At 58.3% G+C, this 25337-nt stretch carries 22 protein-coding genes; 12 read left to right on the forward strand and 10 right to left on the reverse strand.

Going from position 1 to position 25337, the window contains the following annotated elements; genetic code table 11:
- Window positions 1-19: 19 nt before the first annotated feature.
- Window positions 20-973, reverse strand: a complete 954-nt coding sequence (gene rluC, locus HMPREF3140_RS23920; RefSeq protein ID WP_002899271.1) for a 23S rRNA pseudouridine(955/2504/2580) synthase RluC — start codon at window positions 971-973, stop codon at window positions 20-22.
- 699 nt (window positions 974-1672) lie between these two features.
- On the opposite strand from rluC, the gene rne reads away from it, so the two are divergent.
- Window positions 1673-4906: a ribonuclease E gene (gene rne, locus HMPREF3140_RS23925; protein ID WP_032411242.1), complete on the forward strand. Its 3234-nt coding sequence runs from the start codon at window positions 1673-1675 to the stop codon at window positions 4904-4906.
- 38 nt (window positions 4907-4944) lie between these two features.
- On the opposite strand, the gene HMPREF3140_RS23930 is transcribed toward rne, so the two are convergent.
- Window positions 4945-5973, reverse strand: a complete 1029-nt coding sequence (locus HMPREF3140_RS23930; protein ID WP_014907853.1) for a LysR family transcriptional regulator — start codon at window positions 5971-5973, stop codon at window positions 4945-4947.
- A 16-nt stretch (window positions 5974-5989) separates the two neighbouring features.
- Between HMPREF3140_RS23930 and HMPREF3140_RS23935 the strand changes: the two genes are divergently transcribed.
- Complete coding sequence (locus HMPREF3140_RS23935) at window positions 5990-7204, forward strand: MFS transporter (protein ID WP_004176581.1); 1215 nt, start codon at window positions 5990-5992, stop codon at window positions 7202-7204.
- A gap of 53 nt (window positions 7205-7257) precedes the next feature.
- Here HMPREF3140_RS23935 and murJ read toward each other — a convergent pair whose 3' ends face one another.
- From murJ to rimJ, 4 genes are all read right to left on the reverse strand, one after another.
- A complete protein-coding gene (gene murJ / locus HMPREF3140_RS23940) occupies window positions 7258-8793 on the reverse strand; it encodes a murein biosynthesis integral membrane protein MurJ (RefSeq protein WP_002899104.1) in 1536 nt (511 codons plus the stop codon).
- A 111-nt stretch (window positions 8794-8904) separates the two neighbouring features.
- Entirely contained in the window at window positions 8905-9816 is a 912-nt protein-coding gene (locus HMPREF3140_RS23945; protein ID WP_004140718.1) for a Gfo/Idh/MocA family protein, read from the reverse strand.
- 15 nt (window positions 9817-9831) lie between these two features.
- Window positions 9832-10485: a YceH family protein gene (locus HMPREF3140_RS23950; RefSeq protein WP_004176583.1), complete on the reverse strand. Its 654-nt coding sequence runs from the start codon at window positions 10483-10485 to the stop codon at window positions 9832-9834.
- A 9-nt stretch (window positions 10486-10494) separates the two neighbouring features.
- Entirely contained in the window at window positions 10495-11079 is a 585-nt protein-coding gene (rimJ, locus tag HMPREF3140_RS23955; protein WP_002899099.1) for a ribosomal protein S5-alanine N-acetyltransferase, read from the reverse strand.
- A gap of 229 nt (window positions 11080-11308) precedes the next feature.
- Here rimJ and mdtH point away from each other — a divergent pair, with 229 nt between their 5' ends.
- From mdtH to HMPREF3140_RS23990, 7 genes are all read left to right on the forward strand, one after another.
- A complete protein-coding gene (gene mdtH / locus HMPREF3140_RS23960; protein ID WP_070553139.1) occupies window positions 11309-12517 on the forward strand; it encodes a multidrug efflux MFS transporter MdtH in 1209 nt (402 codons plus the stop codon).
- 113 nt (window positions 12518-12630) lie between these two features.
- A complete protein-coding gene (locus HMPREF3140_RS23965; RefSeq protein ID WP_004150824.1) occupies window positions 12631-13191 on the forward strand; it encodes a lipoprotein in 561 nt (186 codons plus the stop codon).
- A gap of 125 nt (window positions 13192-13316) precedes the next feature.
- Window positions 13317-14363, forward strand: a complete 1047-nt coding sequence (pyrC, locus tag HMPREF3140_RS23970) for a dihydroorotase (protein ID WP_004140728.1) — start codon at window positions 13317-13319, stop codon at window positions 14361-14363.
- A gap of 72 nt (window positions 14364-14435) precedes the next feature.
- Complete coding sequence (gene dinI, locus HMPREF3140_RS23975) at window positions 14436-14687, forward strand: DNA damage-inducible protein I (RefSeq protein WP_002898994.1); 252 nt, start codon at window positions 14436-14438, stop codon at window positions 14685-14687.
- Window positions 14688-14989: 302 nt separating this feature from the next.
- On the forward strand, window positions 14990-15244 hold the full coding sequence (gene bssS / locus HMPREF3140_RS23980; RefSeq protein ID WP_002898992.1) for a biofilm formation regulator BssS: 255 nt from the start codon (window positions 14990-14992) through the stop codon (window positions 15242-15244).
- A 125-nt stretch (window positions 15245-15369) separates the two neighbouring features.
- A complete protein-coding gene (gene solA / locus HMPREF3140_RS23985; RefSeq protein ID WP_002898990.1) occupies window positions 15370-16488 on the forward strand; it encodes an N-methyl-L-tryptophan oxidase in 1119 nt (372 codons plus the stop codon).
- Window positions 16489-16559: 71 nt separating this feature from the next.
- On the forward strand, window positions 16560-16673 hold the full coding sequence (locus HMPREF3140_RS23990) for a DUF2770 family protein (protein WP_002898988.1): 114 nt from the start codon (window positions 16560-16562) through the stop codon (window positions 16671-16673).
- On the opposite strand, the gene HMPREF3140_RS23995 is transcribed toward HMPREF3140_RS23990, so the two are convergent.
- Window positions 16659-17723 (reverse strand): oxygen-dependent tRNA uridine(34) hydroxylase TrhO, encoded by a 1065-nt coding sequence (locus tag HMPREF3140_RS23995; protein WP_002898987.1) that lies wholly within the window; start codon window positions 17721-17723, stop codon window positions 16659-16661. The genes HMPREF3140_RS23990 and HMPREF3140_RS23995 overlap by 15 nt on opposite strands.
- A 205-nt stretch (window positions 17724-17928) precedes the next feature.
- Between HMPREF3140_RS23995 and HMPREF3140_RS24005 the strand changes: the two genes are divergently transcribed.
- The 3 genes from HMPREF3140_RS24005 (at window position 17929) to HMPREF3140_RS24015 (ending at window position 20725) form a co-directional block, all read left to right on the forward strand.
- On the forward strand, window positions 17929-18849 hold the full coding sequence (locus HMPREF3140_RS24005) for a Kdo(2)-lipid IV(A) acyltransferase (RefSeq protein ID WP_004140735.1): 921 nt from the start codon (window positions 17929-17931) through the stop codon (window positions 18847-18849).
- Window positions 18850-19020: 171 nt separating this feature from the next.
- Window positions 19021-20247, forward strand: a complete 1227-nt coding sequence (mdtG, locus tag HMPREF3140_RS24010; protein ID WP_002898984.1) for a multidrug efflux MFS transporter MdtG — start codon at window positions 19021-19023, stop codon at window positions 20245-20247.
- Between the two features lie 91 nt (window positions 20248-20338).
- Window positions 20339-20725, forward strand: coding sequence for a MysB family protein (locus tag HMPREF3140_RS24015; protein WP_002898981.1), 387 nt, complete (start codon window positions 20339-20341; stop codon window positions 20723-20725).
- On the opposite strand, the gene HMPREF3140_RS24020 is transcribed toward HMPREF3140_RS24015, so the two are convergent.
- From HMPREF3140_RS24020 to mdoG, 3 genes are all read right to left on the reverse strand, one after another.
- The gene (locus tag HMPREF3140_RS24020; RefSeq protein ID WP_002898978.1) at window positions 20726-20953 is read right to left on the reverse strand and encodes a YceK/YidQ family lipoprotein; all 228 of its coding nucleotides are present in this window, start codon (window positions 20951-20953) and stop codon (window positions 20726-20728) included.
- Between the two features lie 66 nt (window positions 20954-21019).
- Complete coding sequence (gene mdoH / locus HMPREF3140_RS24025) at window positions 21020-23548, reverse strand: glucans biosynthesis glucosyltransferase MdoH (protein ID WP_002898967.1); 2529 nt, start codon at window positions 23546-23548, stop codon at window positions 21020-21022.
- Window positions 23541-25094 carry a glucans biosynthesis protein MdoG gene (gene mdoG, locus HMPREF3140_RS24030; RefSeq protein ID WP_032411234.1) on the reverse strand — a complete coding sequence of 518 codons (1554 nt, stop codon included), beginning with the start codon at window positions 25092-25094 and terminating at the stop codon, window positions 23541-23543. Before mdoG ends, mdoH begins: the two co-directional genes overlap by 8 nt.
- Between the last annotated feature and the right edge of the window lie 243 nt (window positions 25095-25337).

The raw sequence follows: 25337 nt of genomic DNA on the forward strand, positions 1-25337 counted from the left end.
ACTGATTCCGCCGTTGCGCTTATTTGCTCTTCCGTAGCACCTGTAAACAGTGCTTCAGCTGGTTGTCCAGCGGCGCCTCAACGCGCATCACCTCCCCGCTCCCCGGGTGGGTAAACTTTAGCGCCGCCGCGTGCAGGAACAGGCGGTTTAAGCCGGTAGCGGACAGCTGCTTGTCGAACTCGCGGTCGCCATAGCGGTCGTCAAAAGCGATAGGATGGCCGGCATACTGGGTATGAACGCGGATCTGATGCGTGCGGCCGGTGACCGGGCTGCAGCGCACCAGCGTGGCGAATTCGTAACGCTCTTCCACTTTAAAGCGCGTCTCCGACGGCTTGCCTTCCTGACTCACGCGAACGATGCGCTCCCCGCTCTGCAGAATATTCTTCAACAGCGGGGCCTGGACCACTTTGGTATGCGACTGCCACTGGCCGCGCACCAGCGCCAGATAATCTTTCTGCATGCCTTTATCGCGCAGTTGCTCGTGCAGCGAACGCAGCGCTGAGCGCTTTTTCGCCACCAGCAGCACGCCGGAGGTATCCCGGTCGAGACGATGCACCAGCTCAAGGAAGCGCGCCTCCGGGCGCAGGGCGCGCAGCCCTTCAATCACGCCGAAGCTCAGGCCGCTGCCGCCGTGTACCGCGGTACCAGAAGGCTTATTGAGCACCAGAATATGATCGTCTTCATAGAGGATCACCTCAGAGAGCGCGGCCACTTTCTGCAGGTGCGGCGATACCGCCTCTTCTTCACGCTCCGCCACGCGTACCGGCGGGATACGGACTTCATCGCCCGCTTCCAGCTTATACTCCGGCTTCACGCGCTTTTTGTTTACCCGCACCTCGCCTTTACGCAGGATGCGATAAATCATGCTCTTCGGTACGCCTTTCAATTGCGTACGCAAAAAGTTGTCGATACGTTGCCCCGCTTCATCAGCAGCAATGGCAACCATTTTTACGGTTGGGGTCTCAGTTTTCATGGTGCGCGATTCTAAATAGCCGGACGCATTAGCGCCACTCATTTTTATATGCTTATATTTATCATTATCCTGTTTTCACGGTTTACCTGACCGCCATTTTGTTTGTTATTAGAACAATCTGTATGGGCAGGTGATAAAACTGTGAGTAACCGGGTGATAAAAGGTGAAAGTCAACTTGCTATAACAAGGTTAGCAATGGAATAATGAGACCGTTTTCCGTATTGCATCTTGTTAGAACAAGACATTAGCGGAATGACCAATTTTGTCTGACCGATCGCCCACGCAGCAATGGCGTAAGACGTTGTGATCTTTCAGACAGTTAGCGGGCTGCGGGTTGCAGTCCTTACCGGTACAGGCTCTATGGATTTCAAGTCGCAGGAAGGCGTCAACTCCGGGACTCCCGGGAGCTCATCTGGATCGCCAGATCGAGGTGAGCAGGTTAAGCCACCATGCCTGCAACGCGAAAGACGACGAGTATAAATGGAATATTCTCTGGTGATACATCCCAGGCTGTTCCCCTGAATAATTGTGCTGTGTTTCCGTTTGAAACACAGGCGACCGACACTCTGCGCCTCTTAAGCGCGCGACAACCGTGAGGTTGGCGACGTGAACCAGACACGAGGCCATCGGTTTTCCCCCGGAAAGGCATTACTCTGCCCGCAGCTTAGTCGTCAATGTAAGAATAATGAGTAAGTTACGATGAAAAGAATGTTAATCAACGCAACTCAGCAGGAAGAGTTGCGCGTCGCCCTTGTTGATGGGCAGCGCCTGTACGACCTGGATATCGAAAGCCCCGGGCACGAACAGAAAAAAGCGAACATCTACAAAGGCAAAATCACCCGCATTGAACCCAGCCTTGAAGCCGCGTTTGTTGATTACGGCGCCGAGCGTCATGGTTTCCTCCCCCTCAAAGAAATCGCCCGCGAATACTTCCCCGCCAACTACAATGCGCATGGTCGTCCTAATATCAAAGACGTACTGCGGGAAGGTCAGGAAGTTATCGTGCAGATTGATAAAGAAGAACGCGGCAACAAAGGCGCTGCGCTCACCACCTTTATCAGCCTGGCGGGCAGCTATCTGGTACTGATGCCGAACAACCCGCGCGCCGGGGGAATTTCCCGCCGTATCGAGGGCGACGACCGTACCGAACTGAAAGAAGCGCTGGCGAGCCTGGAGCTTCCGGACGGCATGGGCCTGATCGTTCGCACCGCTGGCGTCGGCAAATCCGCCGAAGCCCTGCAGTGGGACCTGAGCTTCCGCCTGAAGCACTGGGAAGCGATTCAGAAAGCCGCGGAAAGCCGTCCGGCGCCGTTCCTGATCCACCAGGAAAGCAACGTCATTGTCCGCGCCTTCCGTGACTACCTGCGCCAGGACATCGGCGAAATCCTGATCGATAACCCGAAAGTGCTTGAGCTGGCGCGCCAGCATATCGCCGCGCTGGGTCGTCCGGATTTCAGCAGCAAAATAAAACTGTACACCGGTGAAATCCCGCTGTTCAGCCATTATCAGATCGAATCGCAAATTGAGTCCGCCTTCCAGCGCGAAGTGCGCCTGCCTTCCGGCGGGTCTATCGTTATCGATAGCACCGAAGCGCTGACCGCGATCGATATCAACTCCGCCCGCGCCACCCGCGGCGGCGATATCGAAGAGACAGCCTTCAATACCAACCTCGAAGCGGCTGACGAAATTGCCCGCCAGCTGCGTCTGCGCGACCTCGGCGGCCTGATCGTTATCGACTTCATCGATATGACCCCGGTTCGCCACCAGCGCGCCGTGGAGAATCGTCTGCGCGAAGCCGTCCGTCAGGACCGGGCGCGCATTCAGATCAGCCATATTTCGCGCTTCGGCCTGCTGGAGATGTCCCGTCAGCGCCTGAGCCCGTCGCTGGGCGAGTCCAGCCACCACGTCTGCCCGCGCTGCTCCGGCACCGGCACCGTGCGTGATAACGAATCGCTGTCGCTCTCTATTCTGCGTCTGATCGAAGAAGAAGCGCTGAAAGAGAATACCAAAGAAGTCCACGCCATTGTTCCGGTACCGATCGCCTCCTATCTGCTGAACGAAAAACGTGCCGCAGTGAGCGCTATCGAATCCCGTCAGGGCGATGTGCGCGTTATTATCGTGCCAAACGACGAAATGCAAACGCCGCACTACTCCGTCCTGCGCGTGCGCAAAGGTGAAGAAACCTCAACGCTGAGCTATCTGCTGCCGAAGCTGCATGAAGAAGAGATGGCGCTGCCAGGCGACGATGAGCCGGCGGAGCGGAAACGTCCGGAACAGCCGGCCCTGGCCGCTTTTGTCATGCCAGATGCGCCGCCAGCCCCGATGCTCGAAGAGCCTGCCGCCGCGCCTGTCGCCGCAGCGGCACCGGTCGCGGCCGCCGCACCGGCGCAGCCTGGCCTGCTCTCACGCTTCTTCAGCGCGCTGAAGAATATCTTCTCTGGCGCCGAAGAGGCCAAACCGGCTGAAGTTCAGATCGAGAAGAAAGCGGAAGAAAAACCGGAGCGTCAGCAGGAGCGTCGTAAACCGCGGGCCAACAACCGCCGCGACCGCAACGACCGCCGTGATAACCGCGACAATCGTGACAACCGCGATAACCGTGACAATCGCGACACCCGTGCGGACAATGCCGAGGGCCGTGAACCGCGCGAATCGCGTGAAGAGAACCGTCGCAACCGTCGCGAGAAGCCGTCGCAGAACGTGGAAGCCCGTGATGTTCGCCAAACCTCAGGCGACGACGCGGAGAAAGCGAAATCCCGTGACGAGCAGCAGCCGCGCCGCGAACGCACCCGCCGCCGCAATGACGACAAACGTCAGGCGCAGCAGGAAGCCAAAGCGCAGACTCGCGAAGAGCCGGTTGTGCAGGAGACGGAGCAGGAAGAGCGTGTACAAACTCTGCCGCGTCGTAAACCGCGCCAGCTGGCACAGAAAGTGCGCGTTGAGTCCGCTGTCGTCGAGCCAGTTGCCGAGATCGTGCCAGAAGCCGTAGTGGCTGAAGTTATCGCTCCGCAAAGCGAGCCGGTGAAAGCCGAGCTGCCGGCAGGGGTGGAGAGCGTGGCGGACCAGGACGAAAATGGCGAATCCCGTGAAGCGAACGGTATGCCGCGTCGCTCACGTCGCTCCCCGCGTCACCTGCGCGTCAGCGGTCAGCGTCGTCGTCGCTATCGTGACGAACGCTATCCGACCCAGTCGCCTATGCCGCTGACCGTAGCCTGCGCATCGCCGGAAATGGCTTCCGGTAAAGTCTGGATCCGCTACCCGGTGGTTCGTCCGCAGGATCAGCAGCCGGAAGAGGTTCAGGTTCAGGACGCCAGCGTCGCGAAAACTGTCGAGGCCGTAGCGGCCCCGGTTGCCGTCGTTGAAACCGTTACCGCTGCGCCGGTCACCGTCGAGCCGGCTACCATGGAACCAGTAACCGCTGAGCCGGTAGTCGTCGAGCCGGTAGCGGCCGCCGAGCCGCTGGTCGTTGATGCTGCGGAAGTTGCCGCGCCAGCAGCCGTCGAGCCAGCGCCTCAGGAGCCGGTCACCGAAGCACCGGCTGTCGAAGCGCCTCAGGCTATCGCGCCAGTGACGCTCGACGCCGAGCCGGTGGTGGTAGAACCTGAAGCGGTGGAAACGACGCCTGTCGTTGCAGCGCCAGTGGAAACCATCGCCCCGGCCGCAGAAACCGTGGAGCAAGCGCCAGTGATCGAAGCGGCCCCTGACGAACCGGTCAAAGCCGAGCCCCCGGTGAGCAAGCCGGTCGTAGTGGCGGGTCATCGCCATGCCACCGCGCCAATGACCCGTGCGCCAGCTCCGGACTATGTCCCGGAAGCACCGCGTCACAGCACCTGGGTGCGCCCGCCGTTCGCCTTTGAAGGTAAAGGCGCCGCCGGTGGTCATAGCGCGACCCATAAAGCCACCGCTGAACCGACTCGCCCACAGCCCGTCGAGTAAGCGTGCTTAATAAAAAAACCGGCCTTTGGCCGGTTTTTTTATGCGCTTTGCGGACGCTGCATCCCGGCGAGATCCGGCATGATCTCCCGCATCAGGTCGAGGAACTTACGCAGGCGTGTCGGGTAATAGCGCGCCCAGGGATAAACCAGATGAACCGGCAGCGAGGCGGGTCGCCACTGCGGGAACAGCTCAATCAGCCGTCCGGCGGCAATATCCTCCACGACCGTCCAGCTGGACACCATCGCCACCCCCAGCCCCGCCAGCGCGGTGTTGCGCGCGACGTAAAGACTGTCAGTGCTCAGACAGGGAGTAATCGCTGTAGAGACAATCTGCCCGCTTGCCTGATGCCTGAGCCGTACCTCATGCTGATAAAAGGTATTAATGGCGATCCATGGCAGGCCCGATAACGCCTCCAGCGAGGTTAACGGCGGATACTTCGCCAGCAGCTCAGGAGAAGCCACTACGCAGCGCGGCACTTCCGCCAGCAGTACGGATACCGTTGCTGGATCCACCTCCGCCCCCACGCGAATAGCGCAGTCGATATTATCGCTGAGGAAGTCGACGGTATTATCGTTTAGCATCCACTCCACCGACAGCTGCGGATGGCGCTGTAGAAATGCCACCAGCGGCGCCAGCAGCTGCTGCTGGCCAAACGCGTGGGGCGCCCGCACTCGCAGAACGCCCACCGGCCGATCGTCGGCAATACGCAGGTCATCCTCCAGCGCCAGCCAGGCGTCCACCACCTGACGGGCGTGACGATAACAGCGTTCGCCATCGTCAGTGAGCTTCATCGCATGGGTGGTGCGCAGGATCAGCTTAACCCCCAGCAGCCCTTCAAGGGACTGCAGGCGGCGGCTGACGGTCGCCTGGGTAGTGTCCATCTGCCCTGCGGCGGCGGAGAGCGATCCGGCCTCTACGATGCGGATATAGGTGCGCATCAGCTCAATGCGGTCTATACGCTCTTGTCTTTTCATTTTCCTTTTGCCTATACGTGCTACGTATAACCGTTTTACCACCAGCCCAGCTACCGCGCCAGCCGCGTTCAGGGAAAAATAGCCCCATCGCATCTATGAGGCATTGAACATGACACCGACTTCCCTTTCCACCCGCGACGCAGGCTGGATTATCTTCATTCTCGCACTCGGCGCCGGCTTTAGCGTCGCCTCTATTTACTACGCGCAGCCGCTGCTGCCGTTGATGGGCGCCAATCTCCACCTGACTGTAGAAGGTATGGGTCTGGTCCCTACCCTGACGCAGGCGGGTTATGCGCTCGGCATTCTGTTCCTGCTCCCGCTCGGCGACCGCCACGATCGCCGCCGGCTGATCCTGGTGAAAAGCGCGCTGCTGGCGCTCCTGCTGCTCCTGTGCAGCCTCACCGGCCAGCTCAGCTCACTGCTGGTGGTCAGTCTGCTGATCGGTATGGCGGCGACCATGGCGCAGGATATCGTCCCGGCGGCGGCGATCCTCGCCCCGGCGGGCAAGCAGGGAAAAATGGTGGGCACGGTGATGACCGGGCTGCTGCTGGGGATCCTGCTCTCCCGGACGGTCAGCGGCGTGGTGGGCGCCGTATTCGGCTGGCGGGTGATGTATCAGGCGGCGGCGGTCAGCGTCGCGCTGATTGGCCTGGTAATGTGGCGCGTCCTGCCGCGCTTCGCTGTGCACTCGACGCTGAGCTATCCGCAGCTGATGGCCTCGATGGCGCATCTGTGGCAGCGTTACCCGGCATTACGCCGCGCCGCGCTAGCTCAGGGCGCGCTCTCCATCGCCTTTAGCGCCTTCTGGTCGACGCTGGCGGTGATGCTCTCCGAACACTATCACATGGGCAGCGCAGTAGCGGGCGGTTTCGGTATCGCCGGGGCCGCCGGGGCGCTGGCCGCGCCGCTTGCCGGCGGTCTGGCCGATAAATTTGGCGCCGGTAAGGTGACACAGATGGGTGCGGCGCTGGTCACCCTCTCCTTTGCCCTGATGTTTATGCTGCCGCTGCTGCCAGTGCACGCTCAGTTGGCGCTGATTGCCCTGTCGGCGATTGGCTTTGACCTTGGCCTGCAGTCAAGCCTGGTGGCGCATCAGAACCTGGTATATGGCCTTGAGCCACAGGCCCGCGGCCGCCTCAACGCCCTGCTGTTCACCGTGGTGTTTATCGGGATGTCGCTGGGGTCGGTGCTGGGCAGTAAGCTGTACGTGCTGGCCGGCTGGAACGGAGTGGTCACGCTGGCAGTGATCACTGGCGCGCTAGCCCTGGCGATCCGCCTGCTGGAGAATGCCCGCATCCTCGCTGCCGAACGCAGCGCATCATAAAAAAACCCCGCTTCGCCTGCGGCGAAGCGGGGTTTTTCTACCCACACAACCGCTTACGCCGTGCGACGGACAAACTCTTTCACGCGGAAGCCCAGCACCAGCAGCGTGGCGAAATAGGCTACCACCCCGGCGATAACCACCGCCAGCAAACGCATCAGACGGAACGGCATCGTCCCCAGCGACCACTCAGGCATGAGATGCATGACGCCCAGCAGCGCCGCGGCCATAACCAGCACTGCAATAATCAGACGCAGCAGGAAGGCCAACCAGCCCGGCTGCGGGGTGAAAATTTTCTGTTTACGCAGCTGCCAGTAGAGCAGCGCGGCGTTCAGGCAGGCCGCCAGGCCGATGGACAGCGACAGACCCGCATGCTTCAGCGGGCCGATAAACGCCAGGTTCATTACCTGAGTCATAATCAGGGTGATAATAGCAATCTTGACCGGGGTCTTGATGTCCTGACGGGAATAGAAGCCCGGCGCCAGCACTTTCACCACGATAAGGCCCATCAGCCCCACGGAATAGGCCACCAGCGCGCGCTGGGTCATCGCCGCGTCAAAGGCGCTGAATTTGCCGTACTGGAACAGAGCCACGGTCAGCGGTTTGGCGAGGATCCCCAGCGCCACCGCGCTCGGCAGCGCCAGCAGAAAACAGAGACGCAGTCCCCAGTCCATCAGCCGGCAATACTCGTCATGGTTACCGCTGGCGAAGCTTTTTGACAGCGATGGCAGCAGGATAGTGCCGAGCGCCACGCCCAGCACGCCGGAGGGAAACTCCATCAGGCGGTCGGCATAATACATCCACGACACCGAGCCCGACACGAGGAATGAGGCGAAAATGGTATTGATGATAAGGGAGATCTGGCTTACCGACACGCCAAGGATCGCCGGCCCCATCTGCTTCACCACTCGCATCGCGCCGGCATCTTTCAGATTAATTCGCGGCAGGACCAGCATGCCAATCTTCTTCAGATGCGGCAGCTGGTAAGCCAGCTGCAGCACGCCGCCGACCGTCACCGCCCAGGCCAGCGCCAGCACCGGCGGATGGAAATACGGCGCGGCAAACAGCGCAAAGCCAATCATACTGACGTTGAGGAACGTCGGCGCAAAGGCCGGCACCGAAAAGCGGTTCCAGGTATTGAGGATCGCCCCCACCAGCGAAGCCAGGGAGATCAGCAAAATATAGGGAAAGGTAATACGCAGCAGCTGGGTGGTTAGCGCAAACTTATCGGCGGTATCGGCAAAGCCGGGCGCAGTAATGGTGATTACCCACGGCGCCGCCAGCATCCCGATAACGGTAACGATAGCCAGGGCCAGGGTCAGCAGCCCGGAGACGTATGAGACAAACACGCGGGTGGCATCTTCGCCCTGCTTGCTTTTATATTCGGCAAGGATCGGCACAAACGCCTGTGAGAAGGCGCCTTCGGCAAAAATACGCCGCAGCAGGTTAGGCAGTTTGAAGGCGACAAAAAAGGCATCGGTCGCCATCCCGGCGCCAAAAATACGCGCCACAATCGCATCGCGGGCAAAGCCCAGCACGCGCGAAAACATGGTCATCGAACTGACTGCCGCCAGTGATTTTAAAAGGTTCATTACGCTGTTATTCCAAACCCTGGAGTAAAACGCCCGCAAATGCGGGCGCTGGAAAGTGGCGATAGTCTACCGGGTTCAACATGAATTACTACTGTCAGTTGTTACAATGGATTATTCGCTAATGGCGTCGCGCCACAGTTTCTCAACGATCCGCTGAGCCAGCAGCGCCTGTTCGCCTGCAGTTTCAGGAACTGTCTGATTTTGCACGCATTCGATAAAATGGCGCGCGCAGCCGACAAAGCCGCGCTGCTCAAGGGTGGTTTGCCAGCCGGCAACCGGGCGCTGGACCACGCCATGACCGCACTCCTCCTGCCATTCGCGCATCTCGCTGACGGCATATAGCCCGCCATCCGTGACCGCCTGCACCCACTCGCGCTGGCTGCCTGCGCGACGATGCATGCTGGTGGTGACCTGCAGCCGGGGCGAACTGAACTGATGTTCGGCATAGAGCATTTCGCCCTGCGGGGTGATCTTCAGCGCGCCGCCGCGCAGACGTGCCTGACCGTCGGCCAGCCATAGCGCGGTATCCACCACATGCAGATAGTCATCAAGCAGCGTAAAGCGCAGATCGTTGCCGACGCTATCGCTACGATGCTTATCCATCCGCAGCGAGGCCGCCTCGCCCAGCCGCCCCTTCAGCTCCCGATAGAGCGGCGCGAAGCGGCGATTAAAACCGACCATCAACGTCAGTCGACGTCGCGCCGCCAGCTCGACCAGCGTCTCCGCCTCACTCAGCTTGTCCGCCAATGGTTTATCCACACAAACATGAACCCCGGCATTCAGTAAGTGATTCACTACTTCATAATGTGAAGCCGTCGAGGTATGGACAAAGACCGCATCGCACTGTGCCGCCAGGGCATCGAGGGAATCAGCGTATGGCATCCGCCAGGTTTCGCAGATCCGCAGCGCCTTCTCTTTACCCGGCGACCAGGCCGCCTGCAGCGTCCAGCTTTCCGCCGCCCCCAGCACCGGCAGCCACGCTTTCTGCGCAATGCTGCCTAAGCCGACCACCCCAATGCGCAATCTTGTCCCCACGTTTTAGTCTCCCAGATGGTGTAACAGCGAATCGAGGCGCGCTTTCAGCTCCGCCACCTCGCCCTCCAGCGCTTCAACCCTGGCGCGCAGATCGCCGTCATCGTCCAGCGGCGCGAGAGCTTCCACTGTGGTGATCAGCGTGTCCATATCGTCGCAAAACAGATGCATATAGCGGCTTTCCCGTTTTCCCGGCTCCCGGGGCAGCCGGGCGACGAAGGGGCCATCTTCGCGCGTCGCCAGCCCTTCCAGCACGCTTTCCACTTCCGCCATATCGCTGAACTCATACATCCGCTGCGCCCGGCTGCGTAGTTCGCCCGGCGTCTGAGCACCGCGCAGCAGCAGCGTCGTGACCACCGCAACCTCGCCGGCGCTAAGCTTCAGATCGCCAAATTCAGAGTTGCAAAAGCGCTGTTCATACTTGGTGACGCGATTACCGAATCCGCTGACCGTGCGCAGATAGTGCCGTTTCACCAGCGTATCCAGCAGGGCCTGGACCTCGCTTTCGCTCAGCGACATCACTGGCTCGCGGTTGGTTTTCTGATTGCAGGCGGTCACCACAGCATTTACCGACAGCGGATACTGCTCGGGGGTGGTGACCTGCTTTTCCAGCAGGCAGCCAATGACGCGCGCTTCATGCGCAGTTAACTGATATTTCATCCTCTCTCCTTAACGTCCCGCAGACCAGTCCGGCGTCGTTAGCGCCGTCAGTACATGGTCACGCCACTGCCCGTCAATCAGCAGATAATCTTTGGCGTAACCCTCTTTTTCAAACCCCAACCGCGCCAGCAGCGCGCCGCTGCGCTGATTATGCGGCATGTAGTTGGCCATAATGCGATGAATATGCTGCGTGCGCTGCATATAGCGAATCGCCGACGTCAGCGCTTCAAACATCAGCCCCTGCCCCTGCCACTTCTCGCCAATGGAATAGCCAAGATAACAGGCATGGAAAGATCCGCGCACCACGTTGGAGAAATTCGCCACACCGATGATCTCTTTTTCCTCAGGGTCGAGCAGCGCGAAATAAAAAGCTGACCCCTGCTTATGAAACTCAGCGATCATCGACAGACGCGCCTGCCATCCGGAGGGATAGCAGTGGCTGTCGTCACGAACCGGCTCCCAGGGTTTTAAGAACGCTTTATTTTCGGCGTAATAATCGGCCAGACGCCAGGCGTCACGATCGTGAACCAGGCGCACCACCAGCCGGTCCGTCGTCAAACGCACCTTCGGCACGTTACTGCGATAGCCAAACATTTCCTTTTTCAGTCCCCCTGACTTCACTCTTGCTTTCATCACTATACCTTTCCTGCACGATAGTGTGAAAACAGCAACATACCATTTTCTGCGCCATCTCCTCTTTTCGATGAATAGGCTCAATCGATCTTGCTTTTTGATAAAAAAATATTGTCGCAAGGGTGCTGGGAAAAGCAGCAGATTGCCCGCAGAATATCCTCGCTTATCTCTATTTTTCCCTGGAGGGGAAATGTCCCGCGTCTCGCAGGCAAGGAGCCTGGGTAAATATTTCCTGTTAGTCGATAACATGCTGGTCGTGCTGGGCTTTTTTGTCGTTTTTCCGCTGATTTCCATCCGCTTTGTCGATCAGATGGGCTGGGCAGCGCTGATGGTCGGCATTGCGCTCGGCCTGCGCCAGCTGGTACAGCAGGGATTAGGCATCTTTGGCGGCGCCATCGCCGACCGCTTCGGCGCGAAACCGATGATCGTCACCGGTATGCTGATGCGTGCCGGCGGTTTCGCGGCGATGGCCGTCGCCCATGAGCCGTGGGTGCTGTGGTTCTCGTGCATACTCTCCGGACTCGGCGGTACACTGTTCGATCCGCCGCGGGCGGCGCTGGTGGTTAAGCTGGTGCGTCCGCATCAGCGCGGCCGCTTTTTCTCCATCCTGATGATGCAGGATAGCGCCGGCGCGGTGATTGGCGCGCTGCTGGGCAGCTGGCTGCTGCAGTATAATTTTCGCCTGGTGTGCAGCGCCGGCGCCGCGCTATTTATCGCCTGCGCCGCGTTTAACGCCTGGTATCTGCCGGCATGGAAGCTCTCGACGGTGAAAACGCCGATTCGCGAGGGTCTGGGCCGGGTGCTGCGGGACAAACGCTTCGTCACCTATGTCCTGACGCTGACCGGCTATTATATGCTGGCGGTGCAGGTGATGCTGATGCTGCCGATCATGGTGAATGACATCGCCGGCTCGCCGGCCGCCGTGAAATGGATGTACGCCATCGAAGCCACCATTTCGCTCACCCTGCTCTATCCTATTGCCCGTTGGAGCGAAAAACGCTTCCGCCTTGAGCACCGGCTGATGGCCGGTCTGCTGGTGATGACCCTGGCCATGCTCCCCATCGGGATGACCAGCAGTTTACAGCAGCTGTTTACCCTGATTTGCCTGTTTTACATCGGCTCTATCATTGCCGAACCCGCCCGCGAGACGCTGGGCGCTTCGCTGGCGGACGCCCGGGCGCGTGGCAGCTATATGGGTTTCAGCCGTCTGGGGCTCGCCTTCGGCGGCGCGCTGGGTTACGCGGGCGGCGGCTGGCTGTTTGATGCCGGGAAAGCCGTCGGCCAGCCCGAACTGCCGTGGCTGATGCTCGGCGCCATCGGGGTTATCACCTTCCTGGCGCTATGGTGGCAATTCAGTCCGAAACGCTCTGCCTCCGGTATGCTGGAGCCGCGCACCTGATGCGCGCGGCGGCGGTTTCTCCTGCTTTCAGCCTATTCTGCTGGCGCGATGGGTGCTGACAGGTCATGATGCTTTGTGTCAGGATGAAGGAAGGTATGAGCTTGAGGAACCCCATGAAAAAGATATTGATCGCCGCCGCGCTAATTGTCAGCGGCCTGCTGAGTGGCTGTAATCAGCTGACCCAATACACGGTAAGCGAGCAGGAGATTAACCAGGCCCTGCAGAAGCGAAACCATTTCGCCAAAGATATTGGTCTGAAAGGCGTTGCCGACGCCCATATCGAACTGCAGAACCTGACCAGCGCTATCGGGCGCGAGGAGCCGGGCAAAGTCACCCTGAGTGGGATCGCCAACGTCGATCTTAACTCCCTGTTCGGCACGCAGAAAGCGACGATCGATCTGAAGCTCAAAGCGCTGCCAACCTTTGACCGAGAGAAAGGCGCCATCTTCCTGCAGGAAATGGAAGTGGTCGATGCCAAAGTGGCGCCGGAGAAGCTGCAGTCGGTTATTCAGGCCCTGCTCCCCTACCTGAATCAGTCTCTGCGCAGCTACTTCAGCCAGCAGCCGGCTTATGTCCTGCGTGAGGACGCCAGCACCGGCGAAGCGCTGGCGAAGAAATACGCCAAAGGTATAGAGGTGAAGCCAGGCGAGATTGTCATCCCCTTTACCAATTAATCTCCAGGGCGCTACGGCGCCCTGAATTTTTTACGGAAATGAGTGCAAAGGAAAACGTTTACGCTTATCCTTAGTGCCCGGCAAAAAACAGCCCTGATGACTGAACCTATTAGCCGGAGCCTTCCATGACAGCACAATCCCAGGTATTGAAAATCCGCCGCCCAGACGACTGGCATATCCATCTGCGCGATGACGATATGCTGAAAACCGTCGTGCCTTATACCAGTGAGTTTTATGGCCGGGCGATCGTGATGCCGAATCTGGTGCCGCCTGTCACCACCGTCGCGGCGGCTATCGCTTACCGCCAGCGCATTATGGACGCCGTGCCGGCCGGGCATGATTTTACCCCGCTGATGACCTGCTATCTGACAGACTCTCTCGACCCAGCGGAGCTGGAACGCGGCTTTAACGAAGGGGTGTTCACCGCCGCCAAGCTCTACCCGGCCAATGCCACTACTAACTCCAGCCACGGCGTCACCAGCACCGACGCCATTATGCCAGTGCTGGAGCGGATGGAAAAACTGGGGATGCCGTTGCTCGTTCACGGCGAAGTCACTCACGCCGAGATTGATATTTTCGATCGTGAAGCGCGCTTTATTGAGACGGTGATGGAGCCCCTGCGCCAGCGCCTGCCCGGCCTGAAAGTGGTTTTTGAACATATCACCACCAAAGACGCCGCCGAGTACGTGCGTGACGGTAATGAATTGCTGGCTGCTACCATCACCCCGCAGCATCTGATGTTCAACCGCAACCATATGCTGGTGGGCGGCATTCGCCCTCACCTGTACTGTCTGCCGGTACTTAAACGCAATATTCATCAGCAGGCTCTGCGGGAGCTGGTCGCCAGCGGCTTCAGCCGCGCCTTCCTCGGCACCGACTCCGCACCGCACGCGCGCCACCGTAAGGAAGCCAGCTGTGGCTGCGCCGGCTGCTTTAACGCCCCGACCGCCCTCGGCAGCTACGCCACGGTGTTTGAAGAAATGAACGCTCTGCAGCACTTTGAGGCTTTCTGCTCGCTGAACGGCCCGCGCTTCTACGGTCTGCCGGTCAATGAGAGCTACGTTGAACTGGTGCGTGAAGAGACGACCGTTGTGGACAGCATTTCCCTGCCTAATGACACCCTGGTGCCCTTCCTGGCGGGTGAAACCGTTCACTGGACCGTGAAGAAATAAAAACGCAGCCCCCTGTTGTCAACGCTAGCCGGATACTGTATAAATAACCAGTATCGAACGCAGGGGGCAATTATGCGCATTGAAGTGTCTATCGCCAAAACGACCGCCTTACCTAACGGCGCGCTGGAAGCGCTGAATAACGAACTCTCTCGCCGTATCGCCGAGCAATTCCCGGCCATCGATAGCCAGGTGAGCGTCCGCTACGCCACCGGTAATCAGCTCTCGGTGTTTGGCGCCCTGAAAGAAGACAAAGACCGGATAAGCGAAATCCTGCAGGAAACATGGGAAAGCGCGGACGACTGGTTTGTCCACGATCTCTCCTGAAGCATGGCGGGATCCAGTTACTCTGGTTTGCTCCCTCATTGTGCTTTTTTTGCCGGGTCGCCCCGGCTTTTTTTATCCCCTCTTCTGTTCAGAATAGTCCTGATTATTCTGCTCAATATCGACTAAAGTGGCCATTTTACGCGCTTATCTTGAGTAAAAAAGCGGCAAAAGAAGAAAATCATGCTGCCTTTCATTTAATTTCTCGAGTTTATTCTTGATCCCTGATATAATTAACTTGCTTCAAAAAATATGCATTAAACCTCGAGAATTGTTGTCTTTTAACATATGAATAAGGGGTTATGATGGAAAAAAATAATGAAGTCATTCAGACCCATCCCCTCGTTGGATGGGACATCAGCACCGTTGATAGCTACGATGCGCTGATGTTGCGCCTGCACTACCAGAACCCCACTCAAGAAAACAGTAATGATGCTGAGATCGGCCAGACGCTATGGCTAACGACGGACGTCGCACGTCAGTTTATTTCAATCCTGGAAGCAGGCATTGCGAAGATTGAATCTGGCGAATACCAGGAAAACGAGTATCGCCGACATTAACGCGGCTTGCGAATGACTTAACATTAAACTTAACAGGCACCTGCGGGTGCCTGAATTATTTTCGGGCTTGTATAAGCACAGGGAGTTAATTACCCTGCTAACAAGGCAATTACCCGGAACTCACCATGCAATACGATCTTATCATTATTGGCAGCGGCTCCGTCGGCGCCGCCGCTGGCTATTATGCGCGCCGTGCCGGACTCAATGTTCTGATGACCGATGCCCATCAACCTCCCCACCAGGAAGGCAGCCATCACGGCAGCAGCCGTCTTATCCGTCACGCCTATGGCGAAGGTGAGAAATATGTTCCGCTGGTGCTGCGTGCCCAGCAGCTATGGGATGAACTGGCAGAGATCAGTGGCGAAGCCGTGTTTGAACGCACCGGCGTCATTAACCTCGGCCCCGCCAGCTCCGCTTTTCTCGCCAACGTCGCCGCCAGCGCCCGTGCGTTCCAGCTTGAGGTGGAAGAGCTGGATGCCCAGGCCGTGATGCAGCGCTGGCCGGAGATACGCCTCCCCGATGACTATCGGGCGATTTTCGAACCCGCTTCCGGCGTACTGCGCAGCGAACTGGCCGTCGAAACCTGGATCCGTCTGGCGCGGGAAGCAGGCTGCGCGCAGCTATTCAACTGTCCGGTCTCGGCTATTCATCACCATGCTGACGGGATCACCATCGATACCCTCGACGGTGAATATCATGGTAAAAAGCTGCTGGTCAGCGCCGGCACCTGGGTCACCCGCCTGCTTCCGGACCTCCCTATCCAGCCGGTACGCAAGGTGTTCGCCTGGTACCAGGCCGATGGCCGTTACAGCAGCAAGAATCACTTCCCGGCCTTCACCGGCGAGTTGCCCAATGGCGATCAATATTACGGTTTCCCGGCGGAAGATAATGAACTGAAAATTGGCAAGCATAACGGCGGCCAGCCGATCTCCACCCCGCAGGAACGGGTAGCGTTTGGCGCTGTCGCCAGCGATGGTTCCGAATCCTTCCCGTTTTTGCGTAACGTCCTGCCTGGCATCGGTGGCTGCCTGCACGGCGCCTCCTGTACCTACGACAATACCGTCGATGAGGACTTTATTATCGATACGTTGCCAGGCAGGCCAGACACGCTGCTGATCACCGGGCTGAGCGGCCACGGCTTTAAGTTTGCGCCGGTGCTGGGCGAAATTGCCAGTCAGTTTGCTCAGGGCGAAGCATCGAGCTTCAATCTGGCCCCCTTTTCTCTGGCGCGCTTTAACGCGTAATGGAATGCGGCACTTTTGCCGTTGGGTAAAGAAACGGCCTCTGCTGAGGCCGTTAGTGATTGAGAGCGGTTATGCGTCGCCTGTTTAATATGCTGGTCAACAACGTGCGCGAGCATTTTATGATCTACCTGGCGCTCTGGCTGCTGCTGGCGATCATCGATCTCGTCTGGTTATGGTTTTTCTGACGGCTCCGGGTCGAGGATCCCGAGTTTGGTATTCAGCCGGCCACGGGATTTATTAAAGATTTTGTTGCCGTTTTCACGCCCGGCGCGCAGCTTACGCTGCTCCTCTTCCGGTAGCTTATGCTCTTCCATGCAGGCTTCGCTACAGCAGCCGGCAAACTTCTCGGCGCAGCTCGGGCACTGGATAAACAGCAGATGGCAGCCATCGTTCAGGCAGTTAGTATGGGTGTCGCACGGCGCGCCGCACTGATGACAGTGCGCGATAACGTCATTGGAGATCCGCTCGCCCATCCGCTCATCAAAGACAAAGTTTTTACCAATGAAACGCACCGGCAGCCCCTGCTCGCGGGCGCGACGGGCGTACTCGATGATGCCACCCTCGATGTGCCAGACCTTATTGAAGCCGTTATGCTTCATCCAGGCGCTGGCTTTTTCACAGCGAATGCCGCCGGTGCAATACATGACAATTTTCTTGTCTTTATGGTCCTGCATCATTTCCACGGCTTTCGGCAGCTGGTCGCGGAAGGTATCCGCCGGGATCTCCAGCGCGTTTTCGAAATGGCCCACCTCATATTCATAGTGGTTGCGCATATCGATAAACACGGCATCCGGATCGTCAAGCATCGCGTTGACTTCCGCCGCCTTGAGATACTCCCCCACGTTGGAGGCGTCAAACGAGGGATCGTCGATGCCGTCGGCGACGATACGATCGCGAACTTTCAGGCGCAGCACCCAGAAAGACTTACCATCGTCCTCCACGGCGATATTGAAACGCAGCCCCGCCAGCGCCGGATCGAAGCCATAGAGAAACTCACGCAGAGCCTCAACGTTGCTTTGCGGCACGCTGATTTGCGCGTTGATCCCTTCCCGGGCCAGATAGATGCGGCCAAAGACCTTCAGCTGGGTTAAGGCAACCCACAGCGCATCACGGGTCGCCTGCGGGTCGACAATGGTGAAATATTTATAGAATGAGATCGTCGTGCGCGGCTCGGTTTCAGCCAGCATTTGCGCCTTTAACGTCTCATTTGAAATGCGGTTGTGTAACACTGGCATGGTGTACCTGCTCGACATAGAAATGAGGAAATAAACGGCGGGCATGATATAGCAAAGCTAATTAATTTACATCCCTACATTTTACGCTACATTTCTCTCACCCGGTCACGCCCCGCTTAACAAAACGATCTGACTGCCGCCGCCTTTGGCTGGCCGGTAAAAAAATGCGATAATATAAGACGTTGCTCACTGATACGGGTATGAAATGACTCATTTGCCTAAATTTTCTCCGGCGCTGTTGCATCCGCGCTATTGGCTGCTGTGGCTGGGTATCGGCCTGCTGTGGCTGGTTGTCCAACTGCCCTACCCGCTGATCTACCGCCTCGGGAACGCCATCGGCCGTCTGGCCATGCGCTTTATGAAGCGTCGGGCGAAAATCGCCTATCGCAACCTTGAGCTCTGCTTCCCCGAGAAAAGCGAGCAGGAACGCCACCGGATGGTGGTGATGAACTTTGAATCGGTGGGCATGGGGCTGATGGAGACCGGTATGGCCTGGTTCTGGCCGGTTCGCCGTATCGCCCGCTGGACCGACACCATCGGCTTTGAGCATATTCGCGATGTGCAGGCGCAGCAGCGCGGCATTCTGCTGATCGGTATTCATTTCCTCACTCTCGAGATGGGAGCGCGGATGTTCGGTATGAACGAGCCGGGGATTGGCGTCTATCGCCCCAACGACAACCCGGTGATCGACTGGCTGCAGACCTGGGGTCGCTTGCGCTCCAACAAGGATATGATTGACCGTAAGGATCTGAAAGGCATGATCCGGGCACTGAAAAAAGGCGAAGTGGTCTGGTATGCGCCGGATCACGATTACGGCCCGACCGCCAGCGTCTTCGCCCCACTGTTTGCGGTCGACCAGGCGGCGACCACCTCCGGCACCTGGATGCTGGCGAAAATGTCCAAAGCCTGCATCGTGCCCTTCGTCCCGCGTCGCAAACCGGACGGTAAAGGTTATGAACTGATTATCCTGCCGCCAGAGTGTTCCCCGCCGCTGGACGACGCGGAAACCACCGCCGCGTGGATGAACAAGATCGTTGAGCAGTGCATCATGATGGCCCCGGAACAGTATATGTGGCTCCATCGTCGCTTCAAAACCCGCCCCGAAGGCATGCCCTCCCGCTACTGATCCCTTTTCCCGGCCGCGCTCATCCCGGCCGGGAAGCTTCGCCGCTCAGGCTTTAGGCTCTCCTTTAGCTTTAAAAGCTCTCCTCCATTGCGGCATCTATTTCTCAGGCGCATAATTAGCAGGCTCATATTTTCTCTTAATTTGACCTGCCGCGCAGGCCAGTGGAACCCTATGTCGTCTGCTGAAACCCCCATTAACTGGAAACGAAACCTGACCGTGACCTGGCTTGGCTGCTTTTTAACCGGCGCCGCCTTCAGCCTGGTCATGCCCTTTCTGCCACTCTACGTCGAACAGCTCGGCGTCACCGGGCATAGCGCCCTGAACATGTGGTCCGGGCTGGTCTTTAGTATTACCTTTCTTTTCTCCGCCATCGCCTCGCCGTTCTGGGGGGGGCTTGCTGATCGCAAGGGGAGAAAAATCATGCTGCTGCGTTCCGCCCTCGGGATGGCCATCGTGATGATGCTGATGGGAATGGCGCAGAATATCTGGCAGTTTCTGCTGCTGCGCGCATTGCTCGGCCTGCTGGGCGGTTTTATTCCTAACGCCAACGCCCTGATCGCCACCCAGATCCCGCGCCATAAAAGCGGCTGGGCGCTGGGGACACTGTCTACCGGCGCGGTAAGCGGCGCCCTGCTCGGCCCGCTGGCAGGTGGCTTCCTGGCCGACCACTGGGGATTGCGCACCGTCTTCTTTATGACCGCGGCGGTACTATTTATCTGTTTCTTGTTTACCCTGTTTTTAATCCGCGAAAATTTTGTGCCGATCGCCAGGAAAGAGATGCTCAGTGCCAGAGAGGTGTTCTCCTCGCTGCAGAATCCCAAACTGGTGCTCAGCCTGTTTGTGACCTCGCTGATAATCCAGGTGGCCACCGGTTCCATTGCGCCGATCCTGACGCTTTATGTACGCGATCTCGCGGGCAACGTCAGTAACATCGCCTTTATCAGCGGAATGATCGCCTCGGTGCCGGGTATTGCCGCGCTGATGAGCGCCCCGCGGCTGGGCAAACTGGGGGATCGCATCGGGCCGGAAAAAATCCTCATCGTCGCGCTGATTATCTCGGTGCTACTCCTGATCCCGATGTCGTTCGTTCAGACCCCGCTGCAGTTAGGTATCCTGCGATTCCTGCTCGGCGCCGCGGACGGCGCGCTGCTGCCGGCGGTGCAAACCCTGCTGGTGTACAACTCCACCAGCCAGATCTCCGGGCGAATCTTCAGCTATAACCAGTCGTTCCGCGATATTGGCAACGTTACCGGCCCCCTGATTGGCGCGTCGGTTTCCGCTAACTATGGCTTCCGCGCTGTATTTCTGGTCACCGCAGGGGTGGTATTGTTTAATGCGATCTACTCCACCCTCAGCCTGCGTCGGCCAGCCGCGGATACTTCGCATTCAGTAAATTAACGTCGAGAGTGGCTCTGTCCCTTGACGCCGTGCGTACCGCCTTCTATAGATTGAATCGTGTTCAATTCATATTCTTCTCAGGAGATTCGCTATGCCAAAGGATTCGATGTTCTACGCCACGCTTGAAGAAGCTATTGATGCAGCACGTGAAGAATTTCTCGCCAACAACCCTGACAGCGATGAAGAGAGCGCCAACGTTGAGCAGCTCAACATTCAAAAGTATGTGCTGCAGGATGGCGATATCGCCTGGCAGGCCGAATTTTTTGCTGACGAAGAGGAACAAGGCGAATGCCTCCCGATGCTCAGCGGCGAAGCCGCGCAGAGCGTCTTCGACGGGGATTATGATGAGATAGAGCTGCGTCAGGAGTGGCTGGAGGAAAATACGCTCCACGAATGGGATGAAGGCGAATTTCAGCTCGAGCCCTCGCTGGACACCGAAGAGGGGCAGACGGCAGCCGACGAGTGGGACGAGCGTTAATCAGTTATAGGGTCCGTGGCTGGCGTCCAGAGGCAGCAGAAGCGTATCAAATACCAGCGAGAACGGCAGGTCGAGAATGGTGAGATAGCGCCATGCCGAATCGCGAACATCCCACTGTACGCCCGGGTAATATTGATTGCCATGCCCCTGCCCGGGCACCGTACGGCTGATAATGCTGCCGCAGCCGCTGAGCAGCAGCGCCATGGCAATGATCGGTAGTATTCGCATCCACATCCTCGTATTTCAGATAAAAAAATACCGGCATCGCTGCCGGTATTTTCCTTAACGTACGGCTTATTTCGTTTTCAGCGCCAGCGGGTTAAGCGCCAACTGCTGATAGGCGTTCACCCATGAAGAGTATTTCTCCGGCGCGGCCCATACGCGATAGTGCAGACGCGACATGGTTACCGGGTCGCTCAACAGCACCAGTCGGCGATCGCGGTTCAGCTTATCCGGCGTTTCATTCAGCGCCTGCTCGACATGGCGCTCGCGGGCGATCTCCAGGATATGACCCTGACGGTGGCGCGCAGTGGCCATTGCGGTGGCGAGGGCGTTAAACGACGGGTTAAACACCGCGTGCATAAAGCCATCGTCCAGCGAACGCTGACGGTTCATCGTCAGGTACGCATCGGTATCCTTGAGCACCTGCGGCGGCGAATACTCTTCCGGGATCAGGAACAGCTTCCAGCGCTTGGTGCGCAGGCCCACTGTCGCCCGGCTGGAAATCGCCGATACGAACGGCGAGAGGATCAGCGAGACGACGATCGGCGCTAGCCAGAACAGGAAGCGTAGATCCAGCCATGCCATCCCGACCGCCCACACCAGCCCCAGCAGCAGCTGCGAGCCGTGGCGCATAAAGGCTTCCCCCCACGGCGTGGAGTCATCATCACGCTGCGGCGAATTCCATACCACCTCCCAGCCGAGGAAGGCGCTGACCACGAAGACGGTGTGGAACAGCATACGGACCGGCGCCAGCAGGACCGAGAACAGGACCTCCAGTAGCAGTGAAAGCGTGACGCGGATAAATCCGCCGTACTCTTTCGGCCCTTTACACCACACCAGAATAATACTCAGCAGCTTCGGCAGGAACAGCAGCACCATGGTCGAGGCGAACAGCGCGATGGCCAGCTCAGGCCGCCACTGCGGCCACACCGGGAACAGCTGACGCGGCTGCAGGAAGTACTGCGGCTCGGTCAGGGCATGCACCACCTGCAACGCCGTCGACAGGGCAAGGAACATAAACCACAGCGGCGCCGACAGGTAGGACATCACGCCGGTAAGAAACACCGCCCGGTGAACCGGGTGCATCCCTCTGACAAGGAACAGGCGGAAGTTCATCAGGTTGCCCTGACACCAGCGACGGTCGCGTTTCAGCTCGTCCAGCAGGTTCGGCGGCAGCTCCTCATAGGAGCCCGGCAGATCGTAGGCAATCCACACCCCCCAGCCGGCACGGCGCATCAGCGCGGCTTCGACGAAGTCGTGCGACAGGATCGACCCGGCAAAGTTGCCCTCGCCCGGCAGCGGCGCCAGCGCGCAGTGCTCAATGAACGGCTTCACGCGGATAATGGCGTTGTGGCCCCAGTAGTGGGACTCCCCCAACTGCCAGAAGTGCAGACCCGCCGTAAACAGCGGACCGTACACCCGGGTGGCAAACTGCTGGCAACGCGCATACAGCGTGTCCATGCCCGAGGCGCGCGGGGAAGACTGAATGATACCGGCATTCGGGTTCGCTTCCATCAGGCGCACCAGGCTGCTCAGACACTCACCGGTCATCACCGAGTCAGCGTCCAGCACCACCATATAGCTATACTGGCTGCCCCAGCGGCGGCAGAAGTCATCGATGTTGCCGCTCTTACGCTTCACTCGACGACGACGGCGGCGGTAGAAGATCTGCCCTTCGCCCTGCACTTCGGCAATCAGCTCCATCCACGCCTTTTGCTCAGCCACACAGATATCGGGGTTATAGCTATCGCTGAGGATATAGACGTCGAAATGAGCGGCGTTACCGGTCGCTTTCACCGACTCCCAGGTCGCCCGCAGGCCGGCGAAAACGCGGTCAACGTCTTCGTTACAGATCGGCATTATCAGCGCCGTACGGTGCGCCGGGTTCAACGGTTCGTCACCGACCGTCGAGGCGGAAATACTGTACTTATCGCGGCCGATCAATAGCTGCAGGAAGCCCATTAACGCGGTCCAGAAGCCGGCGGAAACCCAGCAGAACAGCACCGCGAAGAGGATCAGAATGCCGCTCTGCAACACGTACGGCAGCAGCTGCATGAACGAGATCCACAGGTTCTGCCCCACCATGTCGGCCGGGTTGATCAGCGCCCAGCCCTGATAAGGCAGAATGGTTTTCATATACCAGGTGGCCACTACGGTCTGCGACAGCGTCAGCAGCAGCAGGATATAGCGACGAATGGTGCCGACGGTACGCCATTTTTGCTCACTCTCGCGCTCTTCTTGCGTCAGACGGGAGAGATAGCGCGGCGTGACATCGCGTCCGCGCAGACGGTCCCAGAAGCGGCCGACCGGGTTGGTACGCCACGGGTCCGGGATCATTGAGGAGCGCTTGGCTTTAGGCATCGCATGCAGCTGAGTACGGCCTTCATCGTCCTTCACCAGCTGATCGCCAGACAGCGAATCCGGCCAGCTGTGCGCCAGCCGTGCCTTGACCGACCCCAGCGGGGAGTCGTCTTCGCGGGCGAAGGTCTGATGGTCGTCATCCAGGGCCTGATGAACGGCCTGCAGGCTGGTGTCCGGCAGCGCCGATTTCTCGGCGTCCGACAGCGGCAATGCGTCAATGTACTTTGTTATCTTATTCATTGGCAGGCAGCTGATAGCTCCAGGTTTCGCTCAACGTGTCATCACCGTTAACCAGCGCGGCGCGCATTTCCGTCGTTTTCTTCGGATCTTTCACCTTCAAACGCAGGATCATTCGCCAGCCTTTGGTCACCGGATTGTAACGCACGGTATTTTCAACGATTTCAGCGTTATCGCCGGTACTCGCCTGGGCGGCGACCGGGGTATCCGCCGGCAGTTTTTTCATATCGGCGCCGGTGAAGTCGACAATGAAAGCAATGGTGCCGTCCGGCTGGCGGATCAGGTTGGACTGCTTCACGTCGCCGGTAGAGCGGCGGGTCTGCATAACGTAAGCGTTATCCGGCGCATGCAGCTTGTCTTCATCGCGGCTGAAGGTGATGGTGTACTTGAAGTTCATCTCCTTGCCCGGCTCCGGCAGCTGATCCGGCGTCCAGTAAGTCACGATGTTATCGTTGGTTTCATCGTTGGTCGGGATTTCAACCAGTTCGATTTTCCCTTTGCCCCACTCCCCTTTCGGGGTGATCCAGGCGCTCGGACGCAGGTCATAACGATCGTCGAGATCCTCGAAGCGCGAGAACTGACGGCCGCGCTGCAGCAGGCCGAACCCTTGCGGGTTTTCCATCGCATAGCTGCTAACGGCAAGGTGTTTCGGGTTGTTCAGCGGACGCCAGATCCACTCGCCGTTACCGGCCAGGATCGACAGACCATTGGAGTCGTGTAGCGCCGGACGATAGTTAAGCGCCGGAGAAGGCTGGTTGGAACCGAACAGGAACATGCTGGTCAGCGGCGCCACGCCCAGTTTTCCCACTTTGTCACGCAGGTAAACTTTGGACTGGACATCTACCACGGTGTCGCGTCCCGGCATGATGACAAAGCGATAAGCGCCGGTTGCCCGCGGGGAGTCCAGCAGCGCATAGATAGTCAGACGTTTGTCGGTGGCTCTAGGACGCTCGATCCAGAACTCGCGAAAACGCGGGAACTCTTCGCCGGACGGCAGCGCGGTATCGATAGCCAGGCCGCGCGCGGACAGGCCGTAAACCTGACCCTGACCCAGCACGCGGAAGTAGCTGGCACCGAGCATGCTGACGATCTCATCGTTCTTATCTTTGCTATTGATCGGATACAGTACTTTGAAGCCGGCGAAACCGAGGTCTTTCACCGTGTCTTTATCGTGCTGAACGTTACCAAAGTTAAAATAGTCCGGGCTATATTTAATTTTGCGCACGCTGGTGGCCGTCACTTCATTGATGGTGACCGGCGTGTCGAAGTACATACCCTGATGGTAAAATTCAAGCTTGAATGGGGTTTTCTGGTTATTCCAGTAAGCTTTATCGTGATTAAACTGAATTTGCTGGTAATCCGCGTATTTCATGTCGCGGAAAGCGGAGGGCAGGTTACTCTTCGGCGCTTCATAGCCTTTCCCGGCTAACGTTTTGGCCTCTTTTGCAACGTCATCAATGCTAAATGCCCATGCAGATGAAGTACACAGGGACAACATTACGGCTGCGCTTAACCAACGCATTTTCATCATCTGTGGTTTATGTTTCATATAAGTAAGCACTTCCCCCTTTGTGTGCTTAAATCGATCCGATCTATTTTAATGGAAACTCAGGCAATCCGACAACATAATCCCTGCTTTGTTCAGCGTAGCGGCGCAGGGAATAAACAGTTCGCTATCCCGTTTGCACTTTGCGTGCTTATCCTGGAGACAGGTACCCCGAGTTCATGTAGGGTTGCTGATAATGTAAGCGTTATCATCTTGAGTGATAAGACGAATTATCTGAGATTGTCG

It is taken from the genome of Klebsiella sp. HMSC16A12, assembly GCF_001808265.1.
Classification (GTDB): domain Bacteria; phylum Pseudomonadota; class Gammaproteobacteria; order Enterobacterales; family Enterobacteriaceae; genus Klebsiella; species Klebsiella pneumoniae.

Bases quoted from the DNA above. Each gene is read 5' to 3' on its own strand.
- rluC (WP_002899271.1), bottom strand. From the start codon at position 973: ATGAAAACTGAGACCCCAACCGTAAAAATGGTTGCCATTGCTGCTGAT.
- rne (WP_032411242.1), top strand. From the start codon at position 1,673: ATGAAAAGAATGTTAATCAACGCAACTCAGCAGGAAGAGTTGCGCGTC.
- HMPREF3140_RS23930 (WP_014907853.1), bottom strand. From the start codon at position 5,973: ATGCGATGGGGCTATTTTTCCCTGAACGCGGCTGGCGCGGTAGCTGGG.
- HMPREF3140_RS23935 (WP_004176581.1), top strand. From the start codon at position 5,990: ATGACACCGACTTCCCTTTCCACCCGCGACGCAGGCTGGATTATCTTC.
- murJ (WP_002899104.1), bottom strand. From the start codon at position 8,793: ATGAACCTTTTAAAATCACTGGCGGCAGTCAGTTCGATGACCATGTTT.
- HMPREF3140_RS23950 (WP_004176583.1), bottom strand. From the start codon at position 10,485: ATGAAATATCAGTTAACTGCGCATGAAGCGCGCGTCATTGGCTGCCTG.
- rimJ (WP_002899099.1), bottom strand. From the start codon at position 11,079: ATGTTTGGCTATCGCAGTAACGTGCCGAAGGTGCGTTTGACGACGGAC.
- mdtH (WP_070553139.1), top strand. From the start codon at position 11,309: ATGTCCCGCGTCTCGCAGGCAAGGAGCCTGGGTAAATATTTCCTGTTA.
- HMPREF3140_RS23965 (WP_004150824.1), top strand. From the start codon at position 12,631: ATGAAAAAGATATTGATCGCCGCCGCGCTAATTGTCAGCGGCCTGCTG.
- pyrC (WP_004140728.1), top strand. From the start codon at position 13,317: ATGACAGCACAATCCCAGGTATTGAAAATCCGCCGCCCAGACGACTGG.
- dinI (WP_002898994.1), top strand. From the start codon at position 14,436: ATGCGCATTGAAGTGTCTATCGCCAAAACGACCGCCTTACCTAACGGC.
- bssS (WP_002898992.1), top strand. From the start codon at position 14,990: ATGGAAAAAAATAATGAAGTCATTCAGACCCATCCCCTCGTTGGATGG.
- solA (WP_002898990.1), top strand. From the start codon at position 15,370: ATGCAATACGATCTTATCATTATTGGCAGCGGCTCCGTCGGCGCCGCC.
- HMPREF3140_RS23990 (WP_002898988.1), top strand. From the start codon at position 16,560: ATGCGTCGCCTGTTTAATATGCTGGTCAACAACGTGCGCGAGCATTTT.
- HMPREF3140_RS23995 (WP_002898987.1), bottom strand. From the start codon at position 17,723: ATGCCAGTGTTACACAACCGCATTTCAAATGAGACGTTAAAGGCGCAA.
- HMPREF3140_RS24005 (WP_004140735.1), top strand. From the start codon at position 17,929: ATGACTCATTTGCCTAAATTTTCTCCGGCGCTGTTGCATCCGCGCTAT.
- mdtG (WP_002898984.1), top strand. From the start codon at position 19,021: ATGTCGTCTGCTGAAACCCCCATTAACTGGAAACGAAACCTGACCGTG.
- HMPREF3140_RS24015 (WP_002898981.1), top strand. From the start codon at position 20,339: ATGCCAAAGGATTCGATGTTCTACGCCACGCTTGAAGAAGCTATTGAT.
- HMPREF3140_RS24020 (WP_002898978.1), bottom strand. From the start codon at position 20,953: ATGCGAATACTACCGATCATTGCCATGGCGCTGCTGCTCAGCGGCTGC.
- mdoH (WP_002898967.1), bottom strand. From the start codon at position 23,548: ATGAATAAGATAACAAAGTACATTGACGCATTGCCGCTGTCGGACGCC.
- mdoG (WP_032411234.1), bottom strand. From the start codon at position 25,094: ATGAAACATAAACCACAGATGATGAAAATGCGTTGGTTAAGCGCAGCC.